Annotated in this window: 19 protein-coding genes and 1 pseudogene; 3 read left to right on the top strand and 17 right to left on the bottom strand. The window is 60.1% G+C overall.

The features are described 5' to 3' along the window. Positions 1 to 36: 36 nt before the first annotated feature. From SGR02S_RS09660 to SGR02S_RS09590, 15 genes are all read right to left on the bottom strand, one after another. Positions 37 to 1,152, bottom strand: coding sequence for a DegT/DnrJ/EryC1/StrS family aminotransferase (locus SGR02S_RS09660; RefSeq protein ID WP_067108562.1), 1,116 nt, complete (start codon positions 1,150 to 1,152; stop codon positions 37 to 39). A 2-nt stretch (positions 1,153 to 1,154) separates the two neighbouring features. Then, positions 1,155 to 2,246, bottom strand: a complete 1,092-nt coding sequence (locus tag SGR02S_RS09655; RefSeq protein WP_218000127.1) for a DegT/DnrJ/EryC1/StrS family aminotransferase — start codon at positions 2,244 to 2,246, stop codon at positions 1,155 to 1,157. Positions 2,247 to 2,301: 55 nt separating this feature from the next. Next, entirely contained in the window at positions 2,302 to 3,171 is an 870-nt protein-coding gene (locus SGR02S_RS09650) for a hypothetical protein (protein WP_067108556.1), read from the bottom strand. An 85-nt stretch (positions 3,172 to 3,256) separates the two neighbouring features. Beyond that, positions 3,257 to 3,643 (bottom strand): MarR family EPS-associated transcriptional regulator, encoded by a 387-nt coding sequence (locus tag SGR02S_RS09645; RefSeq protein WP_255211439.1) that lies wholly within the window; start codon positions 3,641 to 3,643, stop codon positions 3,257 to 3,259. 123 nt (positions 3,644 to 3,766) lie between these two features. Beyond that, positions 3,767 to 4,936: a glycosyltransferase family 4 protein gene (locus tag SGR02S_RS09640; protein ID WP_067108553.1), complete on the bottom strand. Its 1,170-nt coding sequence runs from the start codon at positions 4,934 to 4,936 to the stop codon at positions 3,767 to 3,769. Next, complete coding sequence (locus SGR02S_RS20665; RefSeq protein WP_276525662.1) at positions 4,927 to 5,382, bottom strand: CatB-related O-acetyltransferase; 456 nt, start codon at positions 5,380 to 5,382, stop codon at positions 4,927 to 4,929. Before SGR02S_RS20665 ends, SGR02S_RS09640 begins: the two co-directional genes overlap by 10 nt. A 10-nt stretch (positions 5,383 to 5,392) precedes the next feature. After that, positions 5,393 to 7,540, bottom strand: coding sequence for an asparagine synthase (glutamine-hydrolyzing) (gene asnB / locus SGR02S_RS20560; RefSeq protein ID WP_067108550.1), 2,148 nt, complete (start codon positions 7,538 to 7,540; stop codon positions 5,393 to 5,395). 51 nt (positions 7,541 to 7,591) lie between these two features. Further along, positions 7,592 to 8,875: a Vi polysaccharide biosynthesis UDP-N-acetylglucosamine C-6 dehydrogenase TviB gene (gene tviB / locus SGR02S_RS09625; RefSeq protein WP_276525661.1), complete on the bottom strand. Its 1,284-nt coding sequence runs from the start codon at positions 8,873 to 8,875 to the stop codon at positions 7,592 to 7,594. After that, positions 8,872 to 10,143 (bottom strand): UDP-N-acetyl-D-mannosamine dehydrogenase, encoded by a 1,272-nt coding sequence (gene wecC, locus SGR02S_RS09620; RefSeq protein WP_067108547.1) that lies wholly within the window; start codon positions 10,141 to 10,143, stop codon positions 8,872 to 8,874. The genes tviB and wecC overlap by 4 nt, the downstream gene beginning before the upstream one ends. Before the next feature lie 95 nt (positions 10,144 to 10,238). After that, positions 10,239 to 11,255: a GDP-mannose 4,6-dehydratase gene (locus tag SGR02S_RS09615; RefSeq protein ID WP_424538515.1), complete on the bottom strand. Its 1,017-nt coding sequence runs from the start codon at positions 11,253 to 11,255 to the stop codon at positions 10,239 to 10,241. A 17-nt stretch (positions 11,256 to 11,272) separates the two neighbouring features. Then, complete coding sequence (locus tag SGR02S_RS09610) at positions 11,273 to 12,541, bottom strand: hypothetical protein (protein ID WP_156483037.1); 1,269 nt, start codon at positions 12,539 to 12,541, stop codon at positions 11,273 to 11,275. A 33-nt stretch (positions 12,542 to 12,574) separates the two neighbouring features. Beyond that, on the bottom strand, positions 12,575 to 14,752 hold the full coding sequence (locus SGR02S_RS09605; protein ID WP_169799665.1) for a GumC family protein: 2,178 nt from the start codon (positions 14,750 to 14,752) through the stop codon (positions 12,575 to 12,577). A gap of 8 nt (positions 14,753 to 14,760) precedes the next feature. Beyond that, entirely contained in the window at positions 14,761 to 15,504 is a 744-nt protein-coding gene (locus tag SGR02S_RS09600) for a polysaccharide biosynthesis/export family protein (protein WP_156483036.1), read from the bottom strand. A gap of 54 nt (positions 15,505 to 15,558) precedes the next feature. Beyond that, positions 15,559 to 17,052, bottom strand: a complete 1,494-nt coding sequence (locus tag SGR02S_RS09595; RefSeq protein ID WP_082797074.1) for an O-antigen ligase family protein — start codon at positions 17,050 to 17,052, stop codon at positions 15,559 to 15,561. Between the two features lie 146 nt (positions 17,053 to 17,198). After that, on the bottom strand, positions 17,199 to 17,966 hold the full coding sequence (locus SGR02S_RS09590) for a metallophosphoesterase (RefSeq protein ID WP_067108532.1): 768 nt from the start codon (positions 17,964 to 17,966) through the stop codon (positions 17,199 to 17,201). Between the two features lie 285 nt (positions 17,967 to 18,251). Between SGR02S_RS09590 and wecB the strand changes: the two genes are divergently transcribed. Beyond that, complete coding sequence (wecB, locus tag SGR02S_RS09585; RefSeq protein ID WP_067108529.1) at positions 18,252 to 19,370, top strand: non-hydrolyzing UDP-N-acetylglucosamine 2-epimerase; 1,119 nt, start codon at positions 18,252 to 18,254, stop codon at positions 19,368 to 19,370. A gap of 349 nt (positions 19,371 to 19,719) precedes the next feature. On the opposite strand, the gene SGR02S_RS09580 is transcribed toward wecB, so the two are convergent. Next, entirely contained in the window at positions 19,720 to 20,355 is a 636-nt protein-coding gene (locus SGR02S_RS09580) for a hypothetical protein (RefSeq protein ID WP_156483035.1), read from the bottom strand. A gap of 110 nt (positions 20,356 to 20,465) precedes the next feature. Between SGR02S_RS09580 and SGR02S_RS09575 the strand changes: the two genes are divergently transcribed. After that, positions 20,466 to 20,693, top strand: a complete 228-nt coding sequence (locus tag SGR02S_RS09575) for a helix-turn-helix domain-containing protein (protein ID WP_067108523.1) — start codon at positions 20,466 to 20,468, stop codon at positions 20,691 to 20,693. A 289-nt stretch (positions 20,694 to 20,982) separates the two neighbouring features. Here SGR02S_RS09575 and SGR02S_RS09570 read toward each other — a convergent pair whose 3' ends face one another. Next, entirely contained in the window at positions 20,983 to 21,468 is a 486-nt protein-coding gene (locus tag SGR02S_RS09570; protein ID WP_067108520.1) for a hypothetical protein, read from the bottom strand. 504 nt (positions 21,469 to 21,972) lie between these two features. Here SGR02S_RS09570 and SGR02S_RS20555 point away from each other — a divergent pair. Beyond that, positions 21,973 to 22,154 (top strand): annotated as a pseudogene (locus tag SGR02S_RS20555) (IS3 family transposase); the annotation flags it as partial.

Genomic DNA, 22,154 nt, shown 5'->3' with positions numbered 1-22,154 from the left:
TTGCTTACAGCAAGGCTCCGCGTTGCCTTAGCGTAGTCATTTCCGCAACGCGCCCGCTATCGTATCCACAATCTGCTGCCGTTCGGCCGCCCCTATCCACCAGCCGACAGGAATCGCAAGGATGCGATCGATGAACATGTCGGTTCCCGGCAAGGCGGCCGCCCGGCTGCCAAAGCCCGAATAGACATGATTTGGCTGATGCAGCTTGGAGCTGCCGATACCCTTCTCCTTCAGGGTCGCCAGCAGATCATCGCGCTCGTCACAAAGCAGCAGCAGTCCCCAGAAAGCCGGGAAGGTTCCCGTCAACGGCCGAACGGCCTCGACACCCGCGATGTGTTCGAGTGCCGTCGTCATCACCGCGGCATTGGCACGAACGCTATGCTGCCGTGCATCGAGCAGCTCGAGATTATGGCGCGCCAACGCCGCGTTGACGTTGGGCAGGGTCGCCGCAAGCCCGATTTCCGCAATGTCGGCCCGCGGGTCGATCTCGCCCAGCGGATCGCGAAAGCGGCCCTGGTCGATCCCGAAGCGGCGGAGGCGTCGTGCCCTCGCCGCATCCTCCTCGTCCCGGCACAGCAACGCGGCGCCTTCGATCGCATTGACCTGACGACTGGCATAAAAGGAAAAGATCGCAAAATCGCCGATCGTCCCTACGGCGCGGCCATCGGGAAGGCTGGCGCCGAGTGCAGCGTTGGCATCCTCGATCAGCACCAGCCCCGCCTCGTCGGACAGCGCGCGAAGCGCCGCTGCGTCGGCCGGATAACCGGCGACATGGTAGACGATGATGGCGCGCGTCGCCGGCGTGATCTGCGATCGGGCGTGGCCGACATCCATCGTCGCCGTCGCCGGATCGATATCCACCCAGACGGCCGACGCGCCGACGTTGCGGATCGCGCTGTTCGACGACATGCAATTGTAGGAGAGCGTCAGCACTTCGTCGCCCGGACCGATGCCGGCCAGACGCAGCGCCAGTTCGATCGCCTGTGTCATATCGCTGAGCGCCACCACCGGACGCCCCGACAGGCGCGCCGACAAATCACTCTCCAGCGCCCCGACATGCGCGCCCGATGCAAGCTGGCCCGACGCCAGCACCGGCGTCATTGCGGCGATCGCGGCTTCATCAACGCGGCAGTCGAAGAGCGGAATGGCCATTTCTATCCTTTCGCCAGGGCATCGACGATCCGCTGCCGATCCTCATCATCGACCCACCAGCCGCAGGGAATGTGAATCAACCGGTCGTAGAAGCGCTCCAGCCCCGGTAGCGGCCCGGCGAAAGGTGCGAAAGCCGAGTGAAGATGGTTCGGGCGGTGTAGCTTCGACGCGTTCACGCCGATGGCGCCAAGGCAACGCTCGACCTCGTCCGAATTGTCCGCGAGCAGCGTGTATAGCCAATAGCTCGGATCGGCATCGGTCGCGACGGGGGCCGGACGAAGGCCTGCGATCCCCGCAAGCTCACGGTCGAAAAACCGCCCGTTGTCGCGGTGGCGGGCGATAAGGCTGTCGATATGCTCCAACTGCGCCAGGCCGATCGTCGCGGTGACATTGCTCATATTATATTTAAAGCCCGGGCGCTTCAGGTCGACTTCGGTGCGCGGCACGCCCTTGGTCAGTCCGAACCAGCGGAACTGTTTCGCCAGCAAAGTCTGATCAGCGTCGCGCAGCGCGAGGATGCCGCCATCGACCGTGGTCATATGCTTGATCGCCTGCAGCGAAAATATCGCTGAATCACCGATCGTTCCGATCGGCTTGCCGGCGTAACGCGCACCGAGCGCGTGCGCGCAATCTTCGACCAGCGCGATACCATGCGCGTCGGCTATGGACCGCAACGCGGCGAGGTCGGCGGGGTAGCCCGCATAATGCACCACACAGATCGCCGCGGTGCGTTCGGAGATCGCGGCACGGATGGCGTCCGGCGACAGATTGCCCGTATCGGGATCGACATCGGCGAATACCGGCGTCGCGCCCGTCTGCATGATGACCGTATTGGTCGGCTCGGCGGTCATCGAGGTCGTGATGACCTCTCGCTCCGGCCCGGCACCGGCAAGCAACAAGGCAACATGCAGGGAGCCCGTGCCGCTGCTCGTCGCGAGCGCCACCGGCAGGCCGAATTGCGCGCAGAAGCGGCGCTCGAAGTCATAGACGGCTTCGCCCTCGCCGATCATGCCGCTGTACAGCACCTCTTCGAGCGCCGGCATCAGCCGTTCCCGCGGCGGCATCGCGACCTTGACGAGGGGGAGAGGCGACAAAGTCATAGAATATCCGCTTTCCAGCAGCCAATCGACACGGTGTGCGCCGACGGGGTCACGCCGAGAGGAACCGAACCTTGTTGTTCGACAAGGCTTTCAACACGCGCTGTTCGATGCGCGTGAACCGCTTCTCATACGCCTTGGTGTCGATGTTACAGATGGTCGCCCCGCTGAAACGTTCCGTGACGGCCTGCTGGCGGGCATCATCCGCGACAAAGACAATGACCTCGGCCGCGTCCCCATTCTGCGAGCGATAGGCGAGCGTGCCATCCGCGTCGGACAGCTTTTCGATACCCAGTTCTGTTTCCAGGTCGCGCAGCCATCCGTTCAGCATGTCCCACTTCTCGTCCGGCGTTACGTTCTTGTAGAAGGACAATGTCTCCTTTTGGGCGGCGGGCGATCCGGCCAGCACCACTTCGGCAGGCCAGGACCGGGTGATATTCGATCCGATCAACGCCACCGTCCGACGTCCGATCGTGACCCCCGACGCAACGATGCACGATCCAACGAGCCACACATCGTCTTCGATTGCTACCGGCCGTTCGCCATAGAGCGTGCAGCCCTCGATGCGCTCCCCGGCCGCGACATGCGACCATATTTGCGAATACATGCCGACGCGAACGCCGTTGCCGATGGTCAGGCCCCCGCTGCCATCGAGGACGGTGTTTTGCCCGAACCAGCCATGCTGACCGATGGCGACCCCATGCGTCGACAGCACCAGGCAATCGTCGTGCAATGTCGTCCAGTCGCCGAGGCTCACAGCGCCGCCGTTCACGATGAATTTGACGCCTGCTCCGATCGCGCAATAGTCGCCGATCTCTACACGCGCCGGTTTGTGAAAGACGATCTTGACGCCCGGCGCGATCGACACGTTCCTGCCAACGACCACTTCGCCTTCGCCGATGACCTCAATATTGCTGTGCACGATTTTATCCTCTCGTTTCTCGGATTATTGCCTGCATCAAGGGCGCAAGCTTTGCGGATTTACCGCCGCGGTTTTCCGCCTCGCCTCAACCGTCCTCGACCGGCGCGTTCGCGCCCATGTCGGCTTGCAAGCTTTCGATTTCTGCCTTCAGCGCTTCATATTCGGCCATTTTCCGCTTGATGAAGCGAGACGCGAGCACGGCCCGGTGCGCGATGCCTTCCGGCGTCAGCTCATAAATATAGCCGATCTTGTTCTGCGACGAGCGGAAGTTCGCGATCTTGACATGCCCCTTTTCCGCAAGTGCATTCAGGCAATAGTTGATCCCGCCCAGGCTGACGCCCAGCGCGCGCGCGAGTTCACGCTGGCTGATCTGCGGATTGGCCTCCAGCATCCTGAGGGCGCGGAAGTGCACATCTTCGTGCCGATTGATGCTCTTCCGATTGGTCACGCGGGCGCGCGCCCACCGCGCCACGGTCGCCTTGCGGCGAGTCCGGCAGGAAGGTCATCGGCTTCGTTCATGTTTGAACGCTTACTCTGACTCGATTTCCTCGTAAAGCCCCATGGCCGCATTTTGCGTACAGCAACGCACCCGCCGCTATGCGATCGCCTTGGCAGCAATTGCGCTAAATGAGAAAACGCGCGACCCCTTTTCGGCGGCGACGCTATTCATGCGCCTGATCTCGGCACCATCATTCGCGACCAGTTCGCGGAGCAGCCGGTCGAGCGCTTCAGGAGCGGCCTCCTGAATGATGCGTGCATTGCCGCCGAGATCGAGATGGTCCATTCCGCGCCAGTGATGGAAGACGGCGCCGAGCCCGTGGCCGATCGCCTCTTCCCACAAGACCGAGTGCGTCCCGGGAAACAGTGCGAAATCCGCCGCCCAAAAGGCGCGGTAAATCTCATTCGCCGGGGTCCAGCCCAGCATATGCACATGCTCGTGGATATCGATGGCGTCGAGTTCGGCCTGCACCTCCGGCGTCGCCTGGCCAAAAACGAGAAGGTGGGCATCGCCGAGTTCGCCCTCGCGCTTTGCCCGCGAGAAACGATCGATCAATGTGTGAATATTCTTCCTGAGGTCGAGCTTGCCTCCGGTTACGAACAGCAATGCGTCGTCGGGGACGCCCCATTCGGCGCGCGCCTCGCGCCGGACCTGCTCGCGATCGAGCCCTTCGGTCTGCGTATCATCGACGCCGAAGGGAAGCAGTTCCATCTTGGCGCGGTCCAACCCATACACTTCGTGCAGGAAATCGCCGCGCACCGGCAGGGTCGGCAGAAAACGCTGCACGATCGGCGACACGCGGCGCAAGATAGCTCGATAGAAAAGGCCGTGCAGTATGTGGCGCGATACGAAACCGCGTGCGCTGTTCACATAGTCAGTGTGGCAATCGGCATAGACCGGCGTCGGGCGCCGGAGCACATAGCGGCGGATGGCCAGGAAATCCCAGAACTGGACGTCGTGGACGAAAATCAGGTCGGGCCTGAACTCCTCCAGCAACCGTTCAACGCCCTTATAGGCGCGGACCTTGGCCTGAAGTCGCTTCGGTATCCACGAGGCGTAGGGCAACCGATGCACCGGCACACCATCTTCGTTGATATAGCTCGACGGTTCGACATAGCCCAGCCGCGTGCGATCAAGATAGGTCTCGGTCGAGGCGACGATCATTACCTCGTGCCCCATCTTCCTGTGGATCCGCGGCAGGATATTCTCCTGATATCCGAAACCGTCGATGTAAAACGCCGCGAGGCAGATATGTGCTATTCGCATTGCTCAAGCCGTTCCAAGAATTTCCAGGGGTCGCGGATATGCTCCGCGCAGCGCTCGATCACCTCATCCGGCCGATCCCACCATCGGCTTGCGAGCAACGCCTGGCGAAGCGGTTCGTCAAACCGGTAACGGACAATGCGTGCGGGAGAGCCTGCGACGATGGCATAGGGCGGCACGTCATGCGTCACCACGGCACCGGCACCGACCACCGCTCCATGCCCGACCGTTATCCCCTGCATCAATATGGCGCGATAACCGATCCAGACATCACTGCCGATTATGGTACGCGACGGAGCGGGACGCGCGAACGTCGAGAATTTTTTGGCAACGCTGTCGCGTCCCTCATAAAAGACCGGAGAGCTGCCGACCCATTCGATCGGATGCCGACCGCCGCCGATGGTCACATAGTTGGCGATCGAGCAGAAATGACCGATGTCGGCGGTCACGATTTCGCAATCATAGCCGCAGAAACTGTGCCGTCCCATCGTGCTGTCGACGAAACCAGAGCCCGGCTCCACTTTCGATGTCCGGTGCACCTCGCTCCCACGAATTGCCGCGCCGCGAATCTTCTGCAGCAGTTTCGACCAGAGATAAACGGGCGACGGCATGATCATGTCTCCGTCCAGCGTGCGGGGAATGATGGTATGATCGGCGAACAGGGGGGCATGCAGCCGCCTTGTCATATCCGCCGGCTGGCGTCTCGCCATCGATGAAGATACGAAACCATAGCTCGACGCTCAACAAGCGGAACAGCAAAGTGCCGTGATCCTTGCGGCCGGTGCGATGATCCTCGACCAACGCCTTCAACCCTTCGGCATCGAACAGGCCGCGCGCGAGACAGCGCGTGCTGAGCAGCATGTCGAGCGGGCCTTCGCCATCGGCATGCGGCTTGCGGAATTGCTGGTCGATCGGGGTTGTGAAGCCATATTTGGTTGTCTCGTCCAGGATCGCGTCATCAACCAGTCCGCGCATCGCCTGGCGGTGGATATATTTTCCGATGCCCAGTTCGACCTTGAAATCGCCGGGAAGCGGCCAGACGAATTCGACCAGACGGTGGTCCAGAAAGGGCATCCGCGCCTCAAGGCTGTTCGCCATCGAAATGGCATCGCCATAATGCAGCAGATTGACGAGCCCGCCGCTGTGCTGCTCGCGCAGCCGCTTTGCGAGAGCCCCCTCCCCGTCTACTGGCTGCAGCGGCGGGAAATCGGCAAGGGGCGCCTGTTCGCGAAGGCGCGGGCCGTAAATGGCATCGAGCCCCCGCAGTCGCTGTTGCAGGCGGGAAATCCAGGGCAGGTCGTTGCTCGCCTGCCGCGCCACGAGAACCAGCAGCGAACGCAGCGTATACGTCTTCAGATATTGGCGAAGCCCGCGCCACGCCTTCCTAACGCGCCCCGACGCGATCAGGTCGCGTTCCGCCGGCCAGATCACCGCCGAAATATAACCGGCCAGAAGTTCGTCGGCCCCCTGCCCGTCCAGAACGACCGTCAGGCGCTTGCGTGCCTCGGTCAGGAGCTGCATCAGCGGGATCACCGCTGGCGAGCTGTTGCCGCTTTCCAGATGATAGACGATCTGGCCGAGGCGACCGACAAAGTCCGAATAATCGGTATCGACGATATGCGCGTCGAGGCCCAACCTTTCGGCCACCGCACGGGCCACCACCGATTCATCGATCCGGCGCGAGCTGTTCTGATAGATGGCGCCGTCCTGCACCAGCCCCTCGGAATCCTCGAAGCGCGCGGTGAAACTGTGATGCGGCGCGGGGTCGATAACCTGCATGACCGACGCGATCGAATTGGAATCGATCCCCGACGACAGGGTGATGCCGAGCGGCACGTCGCTCCGCATCCGCAAACGGACCGCATCCTCGAACAGGTCGGCATATTGGCGTCGCGCTTCGTCAAAGCTGATGTCGCTCTTTCCGACCGGATAATCCCAATAACGCCACAGCCGCATGACGCCGTCGGCGCCGATCGCCAGATTATGCCCCGGCTGCAGACGGCGAACGTCGCGAAACCAGCTCTGTTCATGTTGCGCGCCGACCGAAGTGCGGCAATAATTGGCAATGGCGCGATAGTCGGGTTCGGCCAGCGCCGGCGCATAATGGAGCAACGACTTTATCTCGGACGCAAACAGAAACTGGCCGTCGTGCACCGCATAGTTGAACGGCTTGATTCCGAACCGGTCGCGTGAGGCGAACAGCGTCTGTTCCGCGCGATCGTAGATGGCAAAGGCCCACATGCCATTGAAGCGGCTAACGCAATCCTCGCCCCACTGGATATAGGCCCGCAGCAGAACCTCGGTATCGCCGCTCGTCTGGAACACGGCGCCATGCGCCTCTAGCTCCCCGCGCAATTCCAAATAGTTGAAGATTTCCCCGTTATAGATCAACCAGTAGCGATCGGATATCTGGAAAGGCTGGTTGCTCTCGTCCGACAGGTCGATGATCGAAAGCCGCGCATGGCCAAATACGACGCCATCCGTAACGCGCTCCCAACGACGACCGTCGGGACCGCGGTGTGCAAGCTTCTCCAGCCCGTCGCGAAAGCGGTTCTCGTCAATCGGGCGATTTCCGCCCAGATCAACGATACCGAAAATGCCGCACACGTCTTCATTCCTCTCTGTCGGTCGGACGGCGCGCGCCAATCCGCAGCGAATTTACAGTCGAAGATCGCTCGCCTCGGCGGGCAGCAGATATTTGAGGTCGTAAAGGACATGATCCGGCTTTCCGAGCGCCCGGATCGCCGCCTCTCCCATGGTACGAAACTCGTCGTGCGCGACCGCCAGAATGATGCCGTCATAGTCGCCGTCCTGCGGCGCGCCGATCAGGCCCACCCCATATTCGGCCTCGGCCTCCTCGGCTTCGACCCATGGATCATGGACATCGACTTTGACACCATAGCTGTGCAATTCGGTGACCACGTCGATAACGCGCGTATTGCGGAGATCGGGGCAATTCTCCTTGAACGCCAAGCCCATCACCAGCACCCGCGCGCCGCGGACCGGGATCGAGCGGGCGATCATCGCCTTGACCATCTGACCCACGACATAACCGCCCATGCCGTCATTGAGCCTGCGCCCCGCGAGGATGATCTGCGGATGATAGCCGATCGCCTGCGCCTTGTGCGTCAGATAATAGGGATCGACGCCGATGCAGTGTCCGCCGACCAGTCCAGGCCGGAACGGCAGGAAGTTCCATTTCGTACCCGCGGCATCGAGTACCGCCTGGGTATCGATCCCCATCCGGTTGAAGATGATAGCCAGTTCGTTGATCAGCGCGATGTTCAGGTCGCGCTGAGTATTTTCGATCACCTTCGCGGCTTCGGCGACGCGGATCGAGGTGGCACGATGCGTACCGGCGGTGATGATCCGGCCATAGACGGCGTCGACGATCTCTGCCGCCTCAGGCGTCGAACCCGAGGTGATCTTGCGAATGTCGGGCAGCCGCCGCGACTTGTCTCCGGGATTGATCCGTTCCGGACTGTAGCCCGCACAGAAATCGCGGTTTAGCGTCAGGCCCGACTGCGCCTCCAGGATCGGCACACAATCCTCTTCGGTCGCGCCCGGATAAACCGTCGATTCGTAAACGACGAAATCGCCCCGCTTCAACATCTTGCCGACGGTTTCTGACGCCTTCAGCAAAGGCGTCAGGTCGGGGCGTTTCTGAGCGTCGACTGGGGTCGGCACCGTGATGATATAGAAATTGCACTCGCCAAGATCGGCAACATCGGTCGTGAAGTGCAGATTCTTGCCGACCTCGGCGAGTTCCGCCCCCGCGACTTCCAGCGTTTCATCGACTCCCTCAGTCAGCGAAGCGATGCGGGCGGCGTTGATGTCGAACCCAACCACCCTGCCGATCCTGGCGAATTCCACAGCAAGCGGCAGGCCGACATAGCCGAGCCCGATGACACCGATACGCGCGTCGGCCGCGTTCCGTATCACATCGTCCTCCCTGCGCCGGTCCACACGCCTCGGGTATCGACAACAATGCCCGACGGCGCAGGCATGGCCTTGAACTCACGGTGATCGACCAACAGCACATGAACGTCCGCGACGACATCGGATGCCGCGACAAGGCGGCAGCGGCCAAGACTGGCCGGCAGCCGGTCGATATTGGGCTCGACCACCAGAAGGCGCCCGCCCAAGCGCGCTTCCAGTTCCTTCGCGATGTGCAGCGCAGGGCTTTCGCGCAGATCGTCGATATCCGGTTTGAACGCCAGACCATAGCAGGCCACCGTCGCTTCCGCCGCGTCGCGTCCGCTCGTTTCAGCCCACTGCGACACCGCCCCCTCGACCTGATCGAGCACCCATGCGGGCTTGCCGTCATTGACCTTGCGCGTCGTGCGGATCAGGCGAGCAAGATCGGGGGCGCTCGACACGATGAACCAGGGATCGACCGCAATGCAGTGGCCGCCGACACCGGGCCCAGGCTGTAGGATATTCACGCGCGGGTGGCGATTGGCGAGCGCGATCAATTCCCATACATTGATCCCCAGCCGGTCACAGATCAGCGACAGTTCGTTGGCAAAGGCAATGTTCACGTCGCGGAAAGCGTTCTCCGTCAGCTTCGCCATCTCGGCGGTGCGCGCGTTCGTCGTCACGCATTCCCCCTCGACGAACAAGCGATACAGTGCGAGCGATGCATCGGAACAGGCAGGAGTCAGGCCCCCGATGACGCGCGCATTGTGGATCAGTTCCTGCATCACCTTGCCGGGCAGCACACGCTCAGGACAATGAGCGACGCGGATGTCCGACGCCTCGCCCGCCTGATGCGGAAAGCTGAGGTCGGAACGCGCTTCGGCCAGCCATGCCGACATTTTTTCGGTTGTTCCGACGGGCGAAGTCGATTCCAGAACCACCAGATTGCCGGGCGCCAGCACTGGCGCGATTGACCGGCATGCCGCCTCGACATAGGACAGATCGGGTTCGTTATCCTCACCCTTGAACGGCGTCGGCACCGCGATCAGAAAAGCGTCTGCGGGCTCCGGTGTGGTCGTCGCGCGCAGATAGCCCTGACTGACTGCGGAATGCACCGCAATATCGAGGTCGGGCTCGACAATGTGAATCTTGCCCTGATTGATCGTTTCAACCGCATGTTCACTGACATCGACGCCGGTCACATGAATTTTGCGCGACGCAAACATCGCCGCAGTGGGCAGTCCGATATAGCCCAGCCCGACAACCGCAATCCTGTTAAACCGCCAGTTCATTCGTGTCCGTTTCTCGCGCTGGGGGCGCTTTAAAAAGCGCCTCGCGGCGTTATTCATATTCGCCGCCGATTGATAGAGATCACAATGGCGCGATCCTATTTGCCGGCATAGTCGCGATACCAGCCGATGAAGTTCCGCACGCCTTCGCGATAGCTGGTTTGCGGTCGATAGCCCGTCAGCCGTTCGAGCAACGACGCATCGGCCCATGTCGCCGGGACATCACCGGGTTGCATATCCATATAGTTGCGCTTTGCCTTGATGCCGAGTTCGTCCTCGATCGCCTCGATAAAGTCGAGGAGGCGAACCTTGTCATTGTTGCCGATGTTGACGATACGAAACGGGGCGACCGGACTGAGAGAATCGCCCTCGCCGATGTCGGCGGGCGACGCGGGACGCCGGGGTGCCGCATCGATCAGCAGGCGAATAGCGCGCACCAGATCGTCGACATAGGTAAAATCGCGATACATGTCGCCGTGGTTATAGACATCGATCGACCGCCCATCGAGAATGGCGTCAACGAACTTGTAAAGCGCGAGGTCGGGCCGCCCCCATGGGCCATAGACCGTGAAAAACCGGAACATCGTCGTGGGAAGATTCCAGAGATGGGCATAGGAATGCGCCATTGCCTCGTTGGCCTTCTTTGTCGCGGCATAGATGGTAAGCGGCGTGTCGGCCTTTTCCGTCTCGGTGAACGGCATGTCTTCATTGGCGCCATAAACCGACGAGGTTGATGCCATCAGCAGATGCGCGACCCCGTTCCGTCGTGCCGCCTCCATGATGTTGAACGTGCCTACGACATTGCTGTTTATATAAGCACGCGGGTTCTCGATGCTGTATCTTACGCCGGCCTGAGCCGCGAGATGGATGATGATGTCAGGTTGGAAGGCGTCGATCGCCTCGTCCATACGCTCATGGTCTTCGAGCATCGCTTCCGTCGCGGCAAAGGAGGTGCTTTGCAGCAAATGCTGATGCCGACGCTGCTTCAGGCGCACGTCATAATAATCGGTCATGCCATCAAAGCCATGAACCGAATAGCCTTCGGCCAGCAACAGCCGCGCCAAGTGAAAACCGATGAAACCGGCGGTTCCGGTAATGAAAACCTTTTGCGGCACGCACATCTCCGTCCGTCTCAAATCTGATCCGCCAGGCGGCTCGAAATCACCGCGTCGCTTTTTAACGGCGCCTCCAGCACCGGCGTCAGCGAAACATCGCTCAGATAGACATCGACTCCGGCCGCATCGTCAGGAAGGAAAATGTCGAGCGACAGCCAACGCCATTCGCATTTTTCGTTGGCGATCCGCACAGTCGCCTGCTGCGCGCCCACGAGGGCCGGCACGATTACCGACGGCGCGCCACCGCCGACTTCGGCACAGAAAATCCGGAAACGCAAGGCGTCCTTCTGCATCTCTGGATTGTCCGACAGCGTCCAGCGCAGCGCATAAGTGCCCGGCGAAAGTCGAACCAGTTGCCGCATCGTCATTCCCTGCGCCCCGCCGATCGCGGAGATGAGCACGCGCTTCTTGGCGGGTTCGATCGATGCACCCAGATTTCCGGTTGCCGCCAGTTCCCAATCCAGCGGCGCGAAATGTGGTTGCGCCGCAAAGCGCCCGTTGATGAGTCGGTTCGCCCCCGCCTTGTCGCGCCAATTTGCCGGCGCCAGCCGGTCGGCAAGCGCGAGCGCCTCATCGAATTGACCATATTGCACCAGGCCGAGGACCAACCGCTCGTCCATCTCGCCGATCGACGTCCGGCGCCATGGGGGCCGGGTGATCGCGATCCGCAGTTCGGCTGCATTGGCAAGGCTGGGCGGAAACTGGATGACATTCCGCCAGTAATCGGGCGCCCAGTTCGGCCCGGCCCCGATCACCGGCGCCAGCGCCTCGACGGCTCCGGGCATGGAAGTGGCTCGCGCCATGACCCCGATATAGGATTTACGCGCTTCGTTGTTCGTGAGCATCGAGCGCGACAACCAGCGGAAAAAGGCCTGCTTGTCGTTGCGGCGCCCGGCCGCTTCGATCGCCTGGGCATTGATAAGCGTATTTCGGCGGGTCACCTTGCCCGCAAGTTCGAGCAACGCTTGTTGATCCCCGCCCTTGGCTTGCCCTTTGACCGGAAGGCTCAGGATAGACAGCGCGCTCGCCGAAAGCGGTTCCGCCCGATAGCCGCGCAGAGCCAGTTGGCGCTCCTGCTTCAGAACGCCCGTCTCCGGATCCTTGAGACGCCTCGCCGCATAGGAGGCCGCAGCCAGATTGGCGCACCCCCCCCGTGAGAGCGGCACCTGTGTCGCACAGGATTTTGCCGGCGCGCGCACCTCGGTCGCGATCACATGGCTCGACAACGCAACCCCGCCTGCCAGCATAACTGCAATGGCCCATATGGCTATGCTAGAAATCTTCACGGCATTTCCAAAATTGCGACTGACGCCGAAACGTCAATCTTCGTCCCTCGTATCGTTGCCATAGCCATAGCCATAGCCGTAACCATAGCCGTAACCATAGGCTTGGTTCTTTGCCCCGACCTTAGTCACGATGGCACCGAAAATGCGGGCACCAGACATCCGCAAACGATTGAGCGCAGTTGCAACCGCCCGCCCCTTGGTCACGTTCGCTTCGATCACGAACAACACCCCTTCGACACGTTGCGCGATCAGCGGCGCATCGGCGAGACCGAGCAACGGCGGCGCGTCGATCAGCACGTGATCATAGCGGGTCAACAACTGCTCAATGAGCTGCTCCAGGCGTTCACTGCCCAACAGCTCGGCGGGATTTGGCGGCTTCTTGCCAGCGGTGATGATCGAGAAGCCGAATTTCGTCAGCGGCATGATCATCTCGTCGACATGATCGTCGCCCGCCAGATAATGGCTGAGCCCGCGCTTCATCGGTATGTCGAGATAGCGGTTTAACGACGGATTGCGAACGTCGGCATCGACGAGAATGACCGACTTTCCAGTCGCCGCCAGCACCGTCGCCACGCTGAGCGACGAGTTACTCTTGCCTTCCTTCGGACGCGAGGAAGTCAGCATGATCGACCGTGGCGCGCCATGCTCTGTCAAAAATGTCAGGTTCGTCATGACAGAGAAATAGGCTTCGTAAATCGTCGATTTCTTGTCGACGATCGCATCCGCCACATCCTGTCCCAGCGATTCCGGGATCGCGCCCAGAAGCGGCAAGCCGAAGCGCCCGCTGACTTCCTGCGGATCGCGAACCGAACTATCCATCCTTTCAAGGAAGAGAGCAAGACCGAACGCGATGATCAAACCCGGCAACAGTGCAAGGACGAGGTTGAGTTGAAGATTGGGGCTGGACGGTACGGCCGAAACCTTGGCTCGATCGACGATCGAGATATTGTTCGTTCCGACCCCCGCTGCACCGATTTCCTTGTAGCGCTGAAGAAGGCCGTCATAGAGTTGGCGGTTCGAATCGACCTCGCGCTGAAGGATTGCGAGTTGGATCGAATCGCGCTGCTGGACATTATATTTGTTCGTCAGTTCGTCCAATTCCGATTGAAGCTGGCGTTCGCGCTTCACAGCGGCATTATAGGCCTCGCGGTTGCCCTGCGACGAGCGCCCCATTTCCGCCGAAAGACTGCGATCCAGTGCCGCGAGCTGCGCGCGCAACGAAACGACGGCGGGATATTCTTCTCCAAAGGTGGTCCGCAACCGCGCCAGTTCCGCCTCGACGTCCGCGCGCCGCTGACGCAGACTGGCAAGTGCCTGCCCGTTGACAAGACCGGCGCCCGTCAGAGAGCTCGATAGATCGGCCTCCGCGATGATGCGCTGCTCGCGCGCGCGCGCCAGCGCGCGGCTGATTTCCGTAATGTCGGACCCGACCAGCGTATCGGACTCGGTGTTGCCGTTCGCATCTTTCCTCGCCGAGATGGTCACGATCCCGCGACTGGTCGCGTAATTGATCAGCCCGCGCTCGGACGTTTCCAGATTCTGGCGCAGCGTGTCGAGGCGCGTTTCCAGATATTTGCGCGCGTCAGACGTCGCGGCGAACCGGCGATCGATACTCGACTGCACGAACTGGGTGACCCACAGATCGGTGAGTTTCGCCGAGAGTTCGGGCGAGGGCGTCGAGAAACTGACATCGACGAGGCTCGACGCACGCACCGGAGAGACTTTCAGCCGATCGAGCAGAACAGTCGCGGCATTGGTGGTCAGGCTCTGGCGCTGCGCACTCGACAGATTGCCTTCGGGATTCTCAAGTTTGAAAACGCGGAGGAACTCTTCGTTCGCCGTCAAGTTGCCCGCTCGCACGACCCGCTCCGCGAGCGAACGGGATTCAAGCAGCGAATATTGGGTGTTATAAAAGGAAACCTCGTTAACGAGACTCCTGTCGCGCTGGCCCTCGACCGAGGTCGAAACCGGCGCGTCGGGCAGGATTTCTATGCGTGCCGTCGATGTATATTGCGGCGTCGCGATAAAGGTAAGGAGCAGGCCAAGCACCAGCGCGCCGGCGACGATGCTCAGCACCAGATAGCGGTGGTTCAACACCACCATCACCATCTGCTCGAGGATCGACAGCCCGAAATGGGAGGAATCGTGGTGCCCCTCCTCCTGCTCGACAACCATCTGCTCGTTTCCGGGCATCGCTTCGCGCCCGTTCACAATCGCATTCATCGTCTCAACTCGCTGGCCAAAAGAATGATGGGTGACAGCAATGCCGGCACCGATTGCAGCAGGTCGCGCATTCGCCGCCGCTGCGGCGAATCTCCGACAATTATGACGTCATTGGGGAAGACCTCGGGATCGGCATAATTGCCGCGCTGAATCGCGCCCAGATTATAGAGCCCCGCATATTCCTTCCCTTCGACAGTCCGGAAAATCACGACATCATCCATCTTGGCATATTCTGTCGTGCCACCCGCCAGTGCCACAGCCCGCATCAGCGTAACCCGACCCACCACCGGATACGCACCCGATTTCTCGACCTGTCCGTCGACGATGACGCTCATCGATTGAAGTGAAAAAGGCGTGGTCGGCGATTTAAAGTTCACGGTAACCTGAGGATCGCGAACGTAGCGCCCCGCCAACTTGCTACGGATTTCCTCGGCGATCACGTCGGTTGTCTTACCGCCAGCGTCCAGTTCGCCAACGAGCGGAAAGGTAAAACCGCCTTTGCCGTCCGTCATGATATCCCGCTGCATGTCCGGAACGCCGAACACTTCGACCCGCAATTCGGTGAAGGGGCCAATGAAGGCAACGCGGCTCGCCCGGACGCCGTCATCGGCGCTAGGCTGCGGAAGTTCAGTCAATGCGGTAACCGGGGGATTCGCTATGCTGGCGACGGGCGCCGGAGTGCCCCCACATCCTGCAAGCAACATGACGCTGAAAGCGAGCGCTGAACGAAGGTGCTTCATGTCGTTGATTGATCCCAGAGTTCCGGAGAATTGAGACGGCTATAAACGCTGAGACTATGCTCGCAAGCCGCTATCGCAGTCACGCTCACGGTCACGACGGCCAGACACTTGGCGTTCGGCGCGCCCCGCCCGGGAATAAGTGATCATAAGCAGCAGCATGATCGAAACAGTCTGAACCGAAGGAACGCGCAGCGGATAATCGGTGAAGCTAGCTGCTGCCAACAACCCCGTCACAGCCAGGACCAAAAGACGGACATCGCCGCGATATCCCTTGATCAAATTCTGCGCCCCCTTCGCCAAGATCGCGCGGCCGAGCCACAAAAAGGTTGCAAGCATGATCAGGACGAACGGCAACCCGCCGGTCAGCAGCGCCTCCGTCCAGTCGTTGTGAGCATGGTTGAAATAACTGGGCTGCAACAGCGCATCCGGCTCGAACATCTTATAAACGGAGGCAAACGAACCGAAGCCGCTGCCTGTCAGCCAGTAAGTTTCAATCATGGATTGCACCGTAGGCCATGCGCGGACACGCAGATCGTCGGCGACACCTTCGCCCATGAACCGGGCCACCGCGCTGGTCCGGGTACCAAGCCAGAGCACGACACCCAGCACGAGCATGAGCAGGGCCGGCGGCGCATATAGAACAAGCTTTTTCCAGCGCGCCGCCAACGGCAGCGACGAACGGCGATCGCGGCGGCGCCCGTCCTGTTCCGCCTGACCTGCGCTCCACGCCATGCCGACAACCGCGTAACCGATACAGAAGGCGACGACGCCCGCTGCGAAGCCGGCACGCGATCCGATCAGCGCGACCGAGGCCGTAAGGATGATCGCGGCAAAGGTCAGGCCGACTTGCACTATCTTGCGCTGTCGCTTGCGCATCAACTCATCGCGCAACAGCGTCGCGGCGACAAGCAACGCGATGGCTAGAAAGAACGCATGATGGTTGCGGTTTGCAAACAACCCAACCATCGAGACGGGGTCGGTGATTCGATAAAAATAGACCGCACTTCCGATACCAGACAGAATCTGAAACAAGCCCAGGAGAGCACTGAAGGTCGCGATGCCGACGATCGCGAACATCATTTCCCCCTGATCGTCGCCATCCATCCGTGCCGCCACTAAGACGGCCGCCAGTGGCACAGTCAGGGCAAGAAGGCTGTTCCACGTCTGCGATGGCGTCAGCGAGATTGGGCGCCAGATATCGGGCTGCCCCAGCATCCGGTCGATCGCCACGATCGTTTCGCGTCCGGGCATCGGCTGCCATGTCTCCGGCGGCAAGGGCACAAGCTGAATGGCCGTCCACAGAATGAGGAGCGTAATCAGGACAAGCGGTGTGCGAATCCGCCTCCAATTCCCTCGCGTCATTCCCGTGATCGCCCAGCAAGCGAACAATACGGCGGCGCCCCGCAACAGCGGCAATGACGCGATGTCGCTCCGCGAGCCGCCTCCGAGCAGAAACACGAATACCAAAAAAAGAAGAGGCATTCGATGCCGCACCGCAAACCAAGCTTGCGGAGCAAAAGGACCAGCCGGCAGGGATATTCTGTTCATCGAACTCTTGGATCAAAAGGGGCTAGCGTCGATCGCACTACCCAGACTCATCGTCGGTCGGCGCTTAAACGCTCACGTAGCGAGTGACAAGCGATATGAGGCAATTGACCTCCTCGCGCCTGCGGCACGACGCCCACGCCGCGATGTCATTCTCCTGCAAAAAGATACCAGCGCTGGTCGCCTTCCAACCCCAGTGCAGCGAGACGCCCGCTCTGGAACGCACCGACGTCGATGCCGATCCGATTGATCTGTTCATCCGGCTCTACGGTGATACTGTGCCCGTGAACAATCATCTTTCCATGGTCGCCCAGATCATCGAGAAATTCGTCGCGAATCCATCGTAGGTCGGACAATGACTGCCGCTCGATCGGTACGCCGGGGCGAATGCCGGCATGAACGAACGCATAATCGCCGATCTCGATGCAATCCTCGCCGCGATTCAGAAAATCGACGTGGGATTGCGGAACCAGCGCGGGCAGCCGCCCTGCGACATCTTCGAAGCTGGCATCGGCAAGGCTTGCGCCATCTCCCCAATAGCTGCGGACCGTCGCATCGCCGCCGATTCGCATGAAATAGCGCAACCGGCGGACGCTGCCGGTCAGCGCGGCGAGAAAACACTCCTCATGATTGCCTATTAGCAACCGGGTGTCTGGAAATTCGCGATGAAGGTTGAGCGCGCGTTCGACGACCTCGGCCGACGCAGGACCGCGATCGACGAGATCGCCCAGCAGGATCAGTGTCATATCGGCCTTTGGCCTCGATGCATTGTCGTCGCGGATGACGTCGATGATCCGGCCAAACAGGTCGTCCCGACCGTGAATATCTCCGATCGCATAGACGCGGCGCCCGGACGGAACGGCATGACCGATGGTGACTGGCCGTTCCTCGGACTGATTTCTGCGCTTCCAAAACATTGTGTTGACATAAACCTTTGGCGAAAAACTCGGGTCTGTATGAAAACTGAGAAACCAAGCGATCCGCGCGCCGGTAGCAGCGCAGGGTCGGCACGACAATATATGCGCAACCTATTCCGCCGTTCCCACGACACGCCGCGCCGCCGTCGTTTCATACCATATTATGTGGTGGATTAGTTCATACCATATTATGTGGTGGATTAGTGGTGGCAGTTCTGAAACCGCTTGTTATCGAGCGGCCGCGATGGGTCGAGAATCATGTGCCTTCCAGAGGAGACGTGCGGAATGAAAGTCATGGCAGTTTTCGGCACGCGGCCGGAAGCGATTAAAATGTTTCCGGTAGTCCGCGCGCTGAAAAGCCAGGCCGGCATCGACGCGCGTGTGTGCGTCACGGCCCAGCACCGCGAGATGCTGGATCAGGTCTTGCACATTGCGCGGATTACTCCCGATGTCGATCTCGATGTCATGCAGGCAAACCAGACGCTCGACGGACTGCTCGCCCTTCTCGTCGTCGGGCTTGGCGAGACCTTCGACACGGAAAAGCCGGATCGCATCCTGGTTCACGGCGACACGCTGACGACCATGGCGGCGACGTTAGCGGCCTATTTCCGGAAAATTCCGGTCGGGCATGTCGAGGCGGGGCTGCGCAGCGGCAATATCTATCACCCCTGGCCCGAAGAAGTGAACCGCAAGGTCGCGGGCGCAGTCGCAGACTTGCACTTCGCGCCGACCGAGACCGCAGCGGCAGCGCTGCGAGCGGAAAATTTGCCAGCGGGGCGGATCCACGTCACCGGCAACACGGTCATCGACGCCTTGCTCGCGACCAAGGCGCGGATCGGTGAGGATCCGTCGCTCGCTGCGGGGCTTGATCCGTTGGTCGCGCGGTTCACGGGCAAGCGCGTCATTGCGGTCACATCGCACCGGCGCGAGAATTTCGGTGACGGAATGAAGGCAATCGCCGACGCCATCGCCGGGATCGCGGCACGACCCGACGTCGCGGTGATCTTTCCCGTCCATCCCAACCCGCATGTGCGCAGCGCGATGGAGCCAATTCTGGGCGACCTTGCCAATGTCGCGCTGATCGATCCGCTCGACTATCCGCACTTCGTCCGGCTGCTTTCGATCAGCGAACTGGTCCTGACCGACAGTGGCGGCGTGCAGGAAGAGGCGCCATCCCTCGGAAAGCCCGTGCTGGTAATGCGCGAAACCACCGAGCGACCTGAAGGAATCGAGGCGGGCACTGCACGCCTAGTCGGCACAGACAAAAATCGCATCGTGTCCGAGGTATTCCGCCTTTTGGACGACGAGGACGCCTATAATACCATGGCTCGCGCTCATAATCCGTTCGGTGACGGCAGGGCAGCAGAAAGGATAGCACAGATTGTTGCTCAAACTTCTGGATAGCTATCAGGTGACTTTCGGCTCAATCAACCGCACCTCAGAATAACGGCCGTCTCTACCAGGAAATCTAGCGCATTGCGCCCGACGACCAGCATGAGAGCGTGCCACATATTAGTCGGCGGCACATTCAATAATGCGCCAAACCCCATTCTTGATTAGTAACAAATCAGCCCTTTGACCGTAGCGCTGCCTCAATCAAACCATTCAGTCAGCGCAGGTCAACGCCGCTTGCTGAAATTGGCCGATGCTCGGCTATAATAAACGACCTGGCAGCAAATGGCATTGAGTTAGCCGAGGTGGGCGCGAACCACGATCAGGATCGGCCCAATATCCCCGCCGCGCGAGTGCGCCATCAATCCGGCGCACTCGATATCGAAAACCCGGGAGTGGGTCCATTGAAACTATCAGGCCGAGCCTGCTGCATCGCAACCCTTGATCCAGCTTCAGGATACCAAGTGAATCGCAGCGGTTCTGCGAGATATGCCTGTACAGGCGTCCCGGGCGCCAATTCTGCGCTGGTGCCGTGGATCAGGAAACCCAACCCGGAAAGAAGGGCCATAGTTGCCACCGATGCCGCGGTACCGCTCTTGCCTTCATCATAGGCGGCGCCGCTCAGCCGCACCGGGCCGCTGGGCGTCTCGGCACTGATCAGCCGGATTTCGAGTTTCCCCTTCTTACCGAAGTGCCCGTTGCGTTGGACACGCGACACTTCGGCAAAGACCGGCGCGCCGATCGGAATGATAATCTGGCCGCGAAACGAGACGCTCTCGGCAACCTCCAGATAGAGGCGATCGCCGGGTTTGTTGTCCTTCGTCGAAACCTGCGTCCGGGTTCGCAGCATCAGTGGCGTCCCCATCGGCAGATAATAGCGTTTCGCCTCTCCCGCTGGCTGCGCTTCCGGCGCTAGCCAGTAAAAGGCTGTCTGCGCCTGCGCCGTCCCGCTCACCATAAGCGCGATCATCGCCGCCGCTACTTTCCAATCCTTCATATAACCCTCCATCAAAGCGATTAGGTGAAAGGCCAATAACCGCGAAAGGTTAAGAAATACGGACGATCGTCCGTGGACTGTCCGTCCCATTTTCAACGACCCCATGGGGTATGGAGGACTTCAACAAGGAGCTGGGAAAGCGCATTCGCCGCCGCCGGAAAGAGGTCGGCCTGTCGCAGGAAGAACTCGCCTTGATGGCCGATATCGACCGCTCCTATGTGGGCGGAATCGAGCGAGCTGATCGCAACGTGTCCTTTTCGATCCTGTGCAAGCTCTGCCTCGCCCTACGGTGCGACGTGGCGGCTCTCACCAAGGACCTACCGCCCGTATATCAGTGAACGATGGTTTGGCGCGAAGTACGAATACCAAACTTCTGTCAGCGTTTAATAGCCCAAGCTCGTGCCCAAGTCCCTAGCTTGCCGACGGTTCCGTTCGACGACTAATCGGAGGAATCACGGATGAGGTGGCTCGAAGATTCCCACATCGTCATGTGGGGCAGCCGCAGGACGTTGATTCAGGCGCCCTCAGCGCGAGGCTCAAAAGCTACGCTGGACAGCTTCCTCGAAAACCACTTGTTCAAGCTGATCGCGCGACGAAGTTGGGCACGCTCCCAGCATATTCGATTCCTCACCATCGCTTTCTCGATGCTGACATATACATGCGAAGCGCACGCATCATGTCGATAATGGCCCGCTCCTTGCCAGCGAGACCGCGCCCTTCACGTGTCGCACCATGGGCAAGAGCCATCTGCTCAAACAGCTCATATTCCTCGATCGAGAAATAGAGCAGCACGACACGCTGGTTGGCGTTGAGCTTCCCCCCAGACAGAAGGACGGCCAGATCATGGACGGTGTGCTCTTCCGCGAAGCCAAGAAGTTTATCGCAGTTTTGCTGATCAACATGCCGAGCGAGAATCACCGCCTTGGCCCAACCAACACCCAAAAGCCGATCTCGATCAAAGTCCAATTTTCGGAAGCTATTGTCGATCTGAATCAATGCATAAGCCCTGCGCCTACCGATGCCAGCGACCTTGATTACTTGCGGGAACATATCGGGGTCGAGATTTTGAACCTCGCGCAATCGACAGGCGAGTGTCAGGAAATCCTTGGTCATCGCGTTTGCAACGGCCTTAGAAAGCGAAGAAAGATTTGGCGGCTTTATAGACATAATTACAATCTCCATTTTAGAGATAAATTATGAAAATGAATCCCTCCATGATCAAGTAAAAATACTTTCAATTATATGAGTTTTAATTTCTAGCATAATGAAGTAAAAATAGCTAATATCTTCGTTAATTCGATATAGATAGAAGCAATATTCAAATTAATACTTCTCTTCTCATAAAGCGGCGCGCGCCGCGAGAAGGCGATCGTGTGTATTCCTGATTGTCAGGCCGATGACACGATACGGAATCCATCTTTTGCACGAGCCCCCTCACAGCGCCGGCCGATCAATTCGCTGAGGCGATGAAATATCGTGCCAACCTTGCTGAAAATGGATTAGGCACCCGCGAATTTGCAATTAATGCCGCGAGCAATCCGCCCAGAAGCATCTGATCCGCTCCGTTCTGAGTGGTCCAAAAATTGATGATTTTTGGGACGCCGAAGAAAGTTATGAATGCCGAGCGAGCAGCACCGCCCGGAAGAGATTATCGGCAAGCTGCGTGGAGCGGAGATTGTGCTGGCGCAGGGGAGCAACGAAGGCGGCAGCGTGTCGTAGATCGGTGTCATGGAACAGACCTATATGGAGAAGGAGAATGCGCGGCTTCGCCGAGCGATCTCGGGTTCGACGCTCGACAA

The sequence above is a fragment of the Sphingopyxis granuli NBRC 100800 genome, assembly GCF_001591045.1.
Taxonomy (GTDB): domain Bacteria; phylum Pseudomonadota; class Alphaproteobacteria; order Sphingomonadales; family Sphingomonadaceae; genus Sphingopyxis; species Sphingopyxis granuli.
The sequence above is the reverse complement of the archived record's forward strand: the minus strand, read 5'-3'. Positions and strand labels throughout refer to the sequence as shown.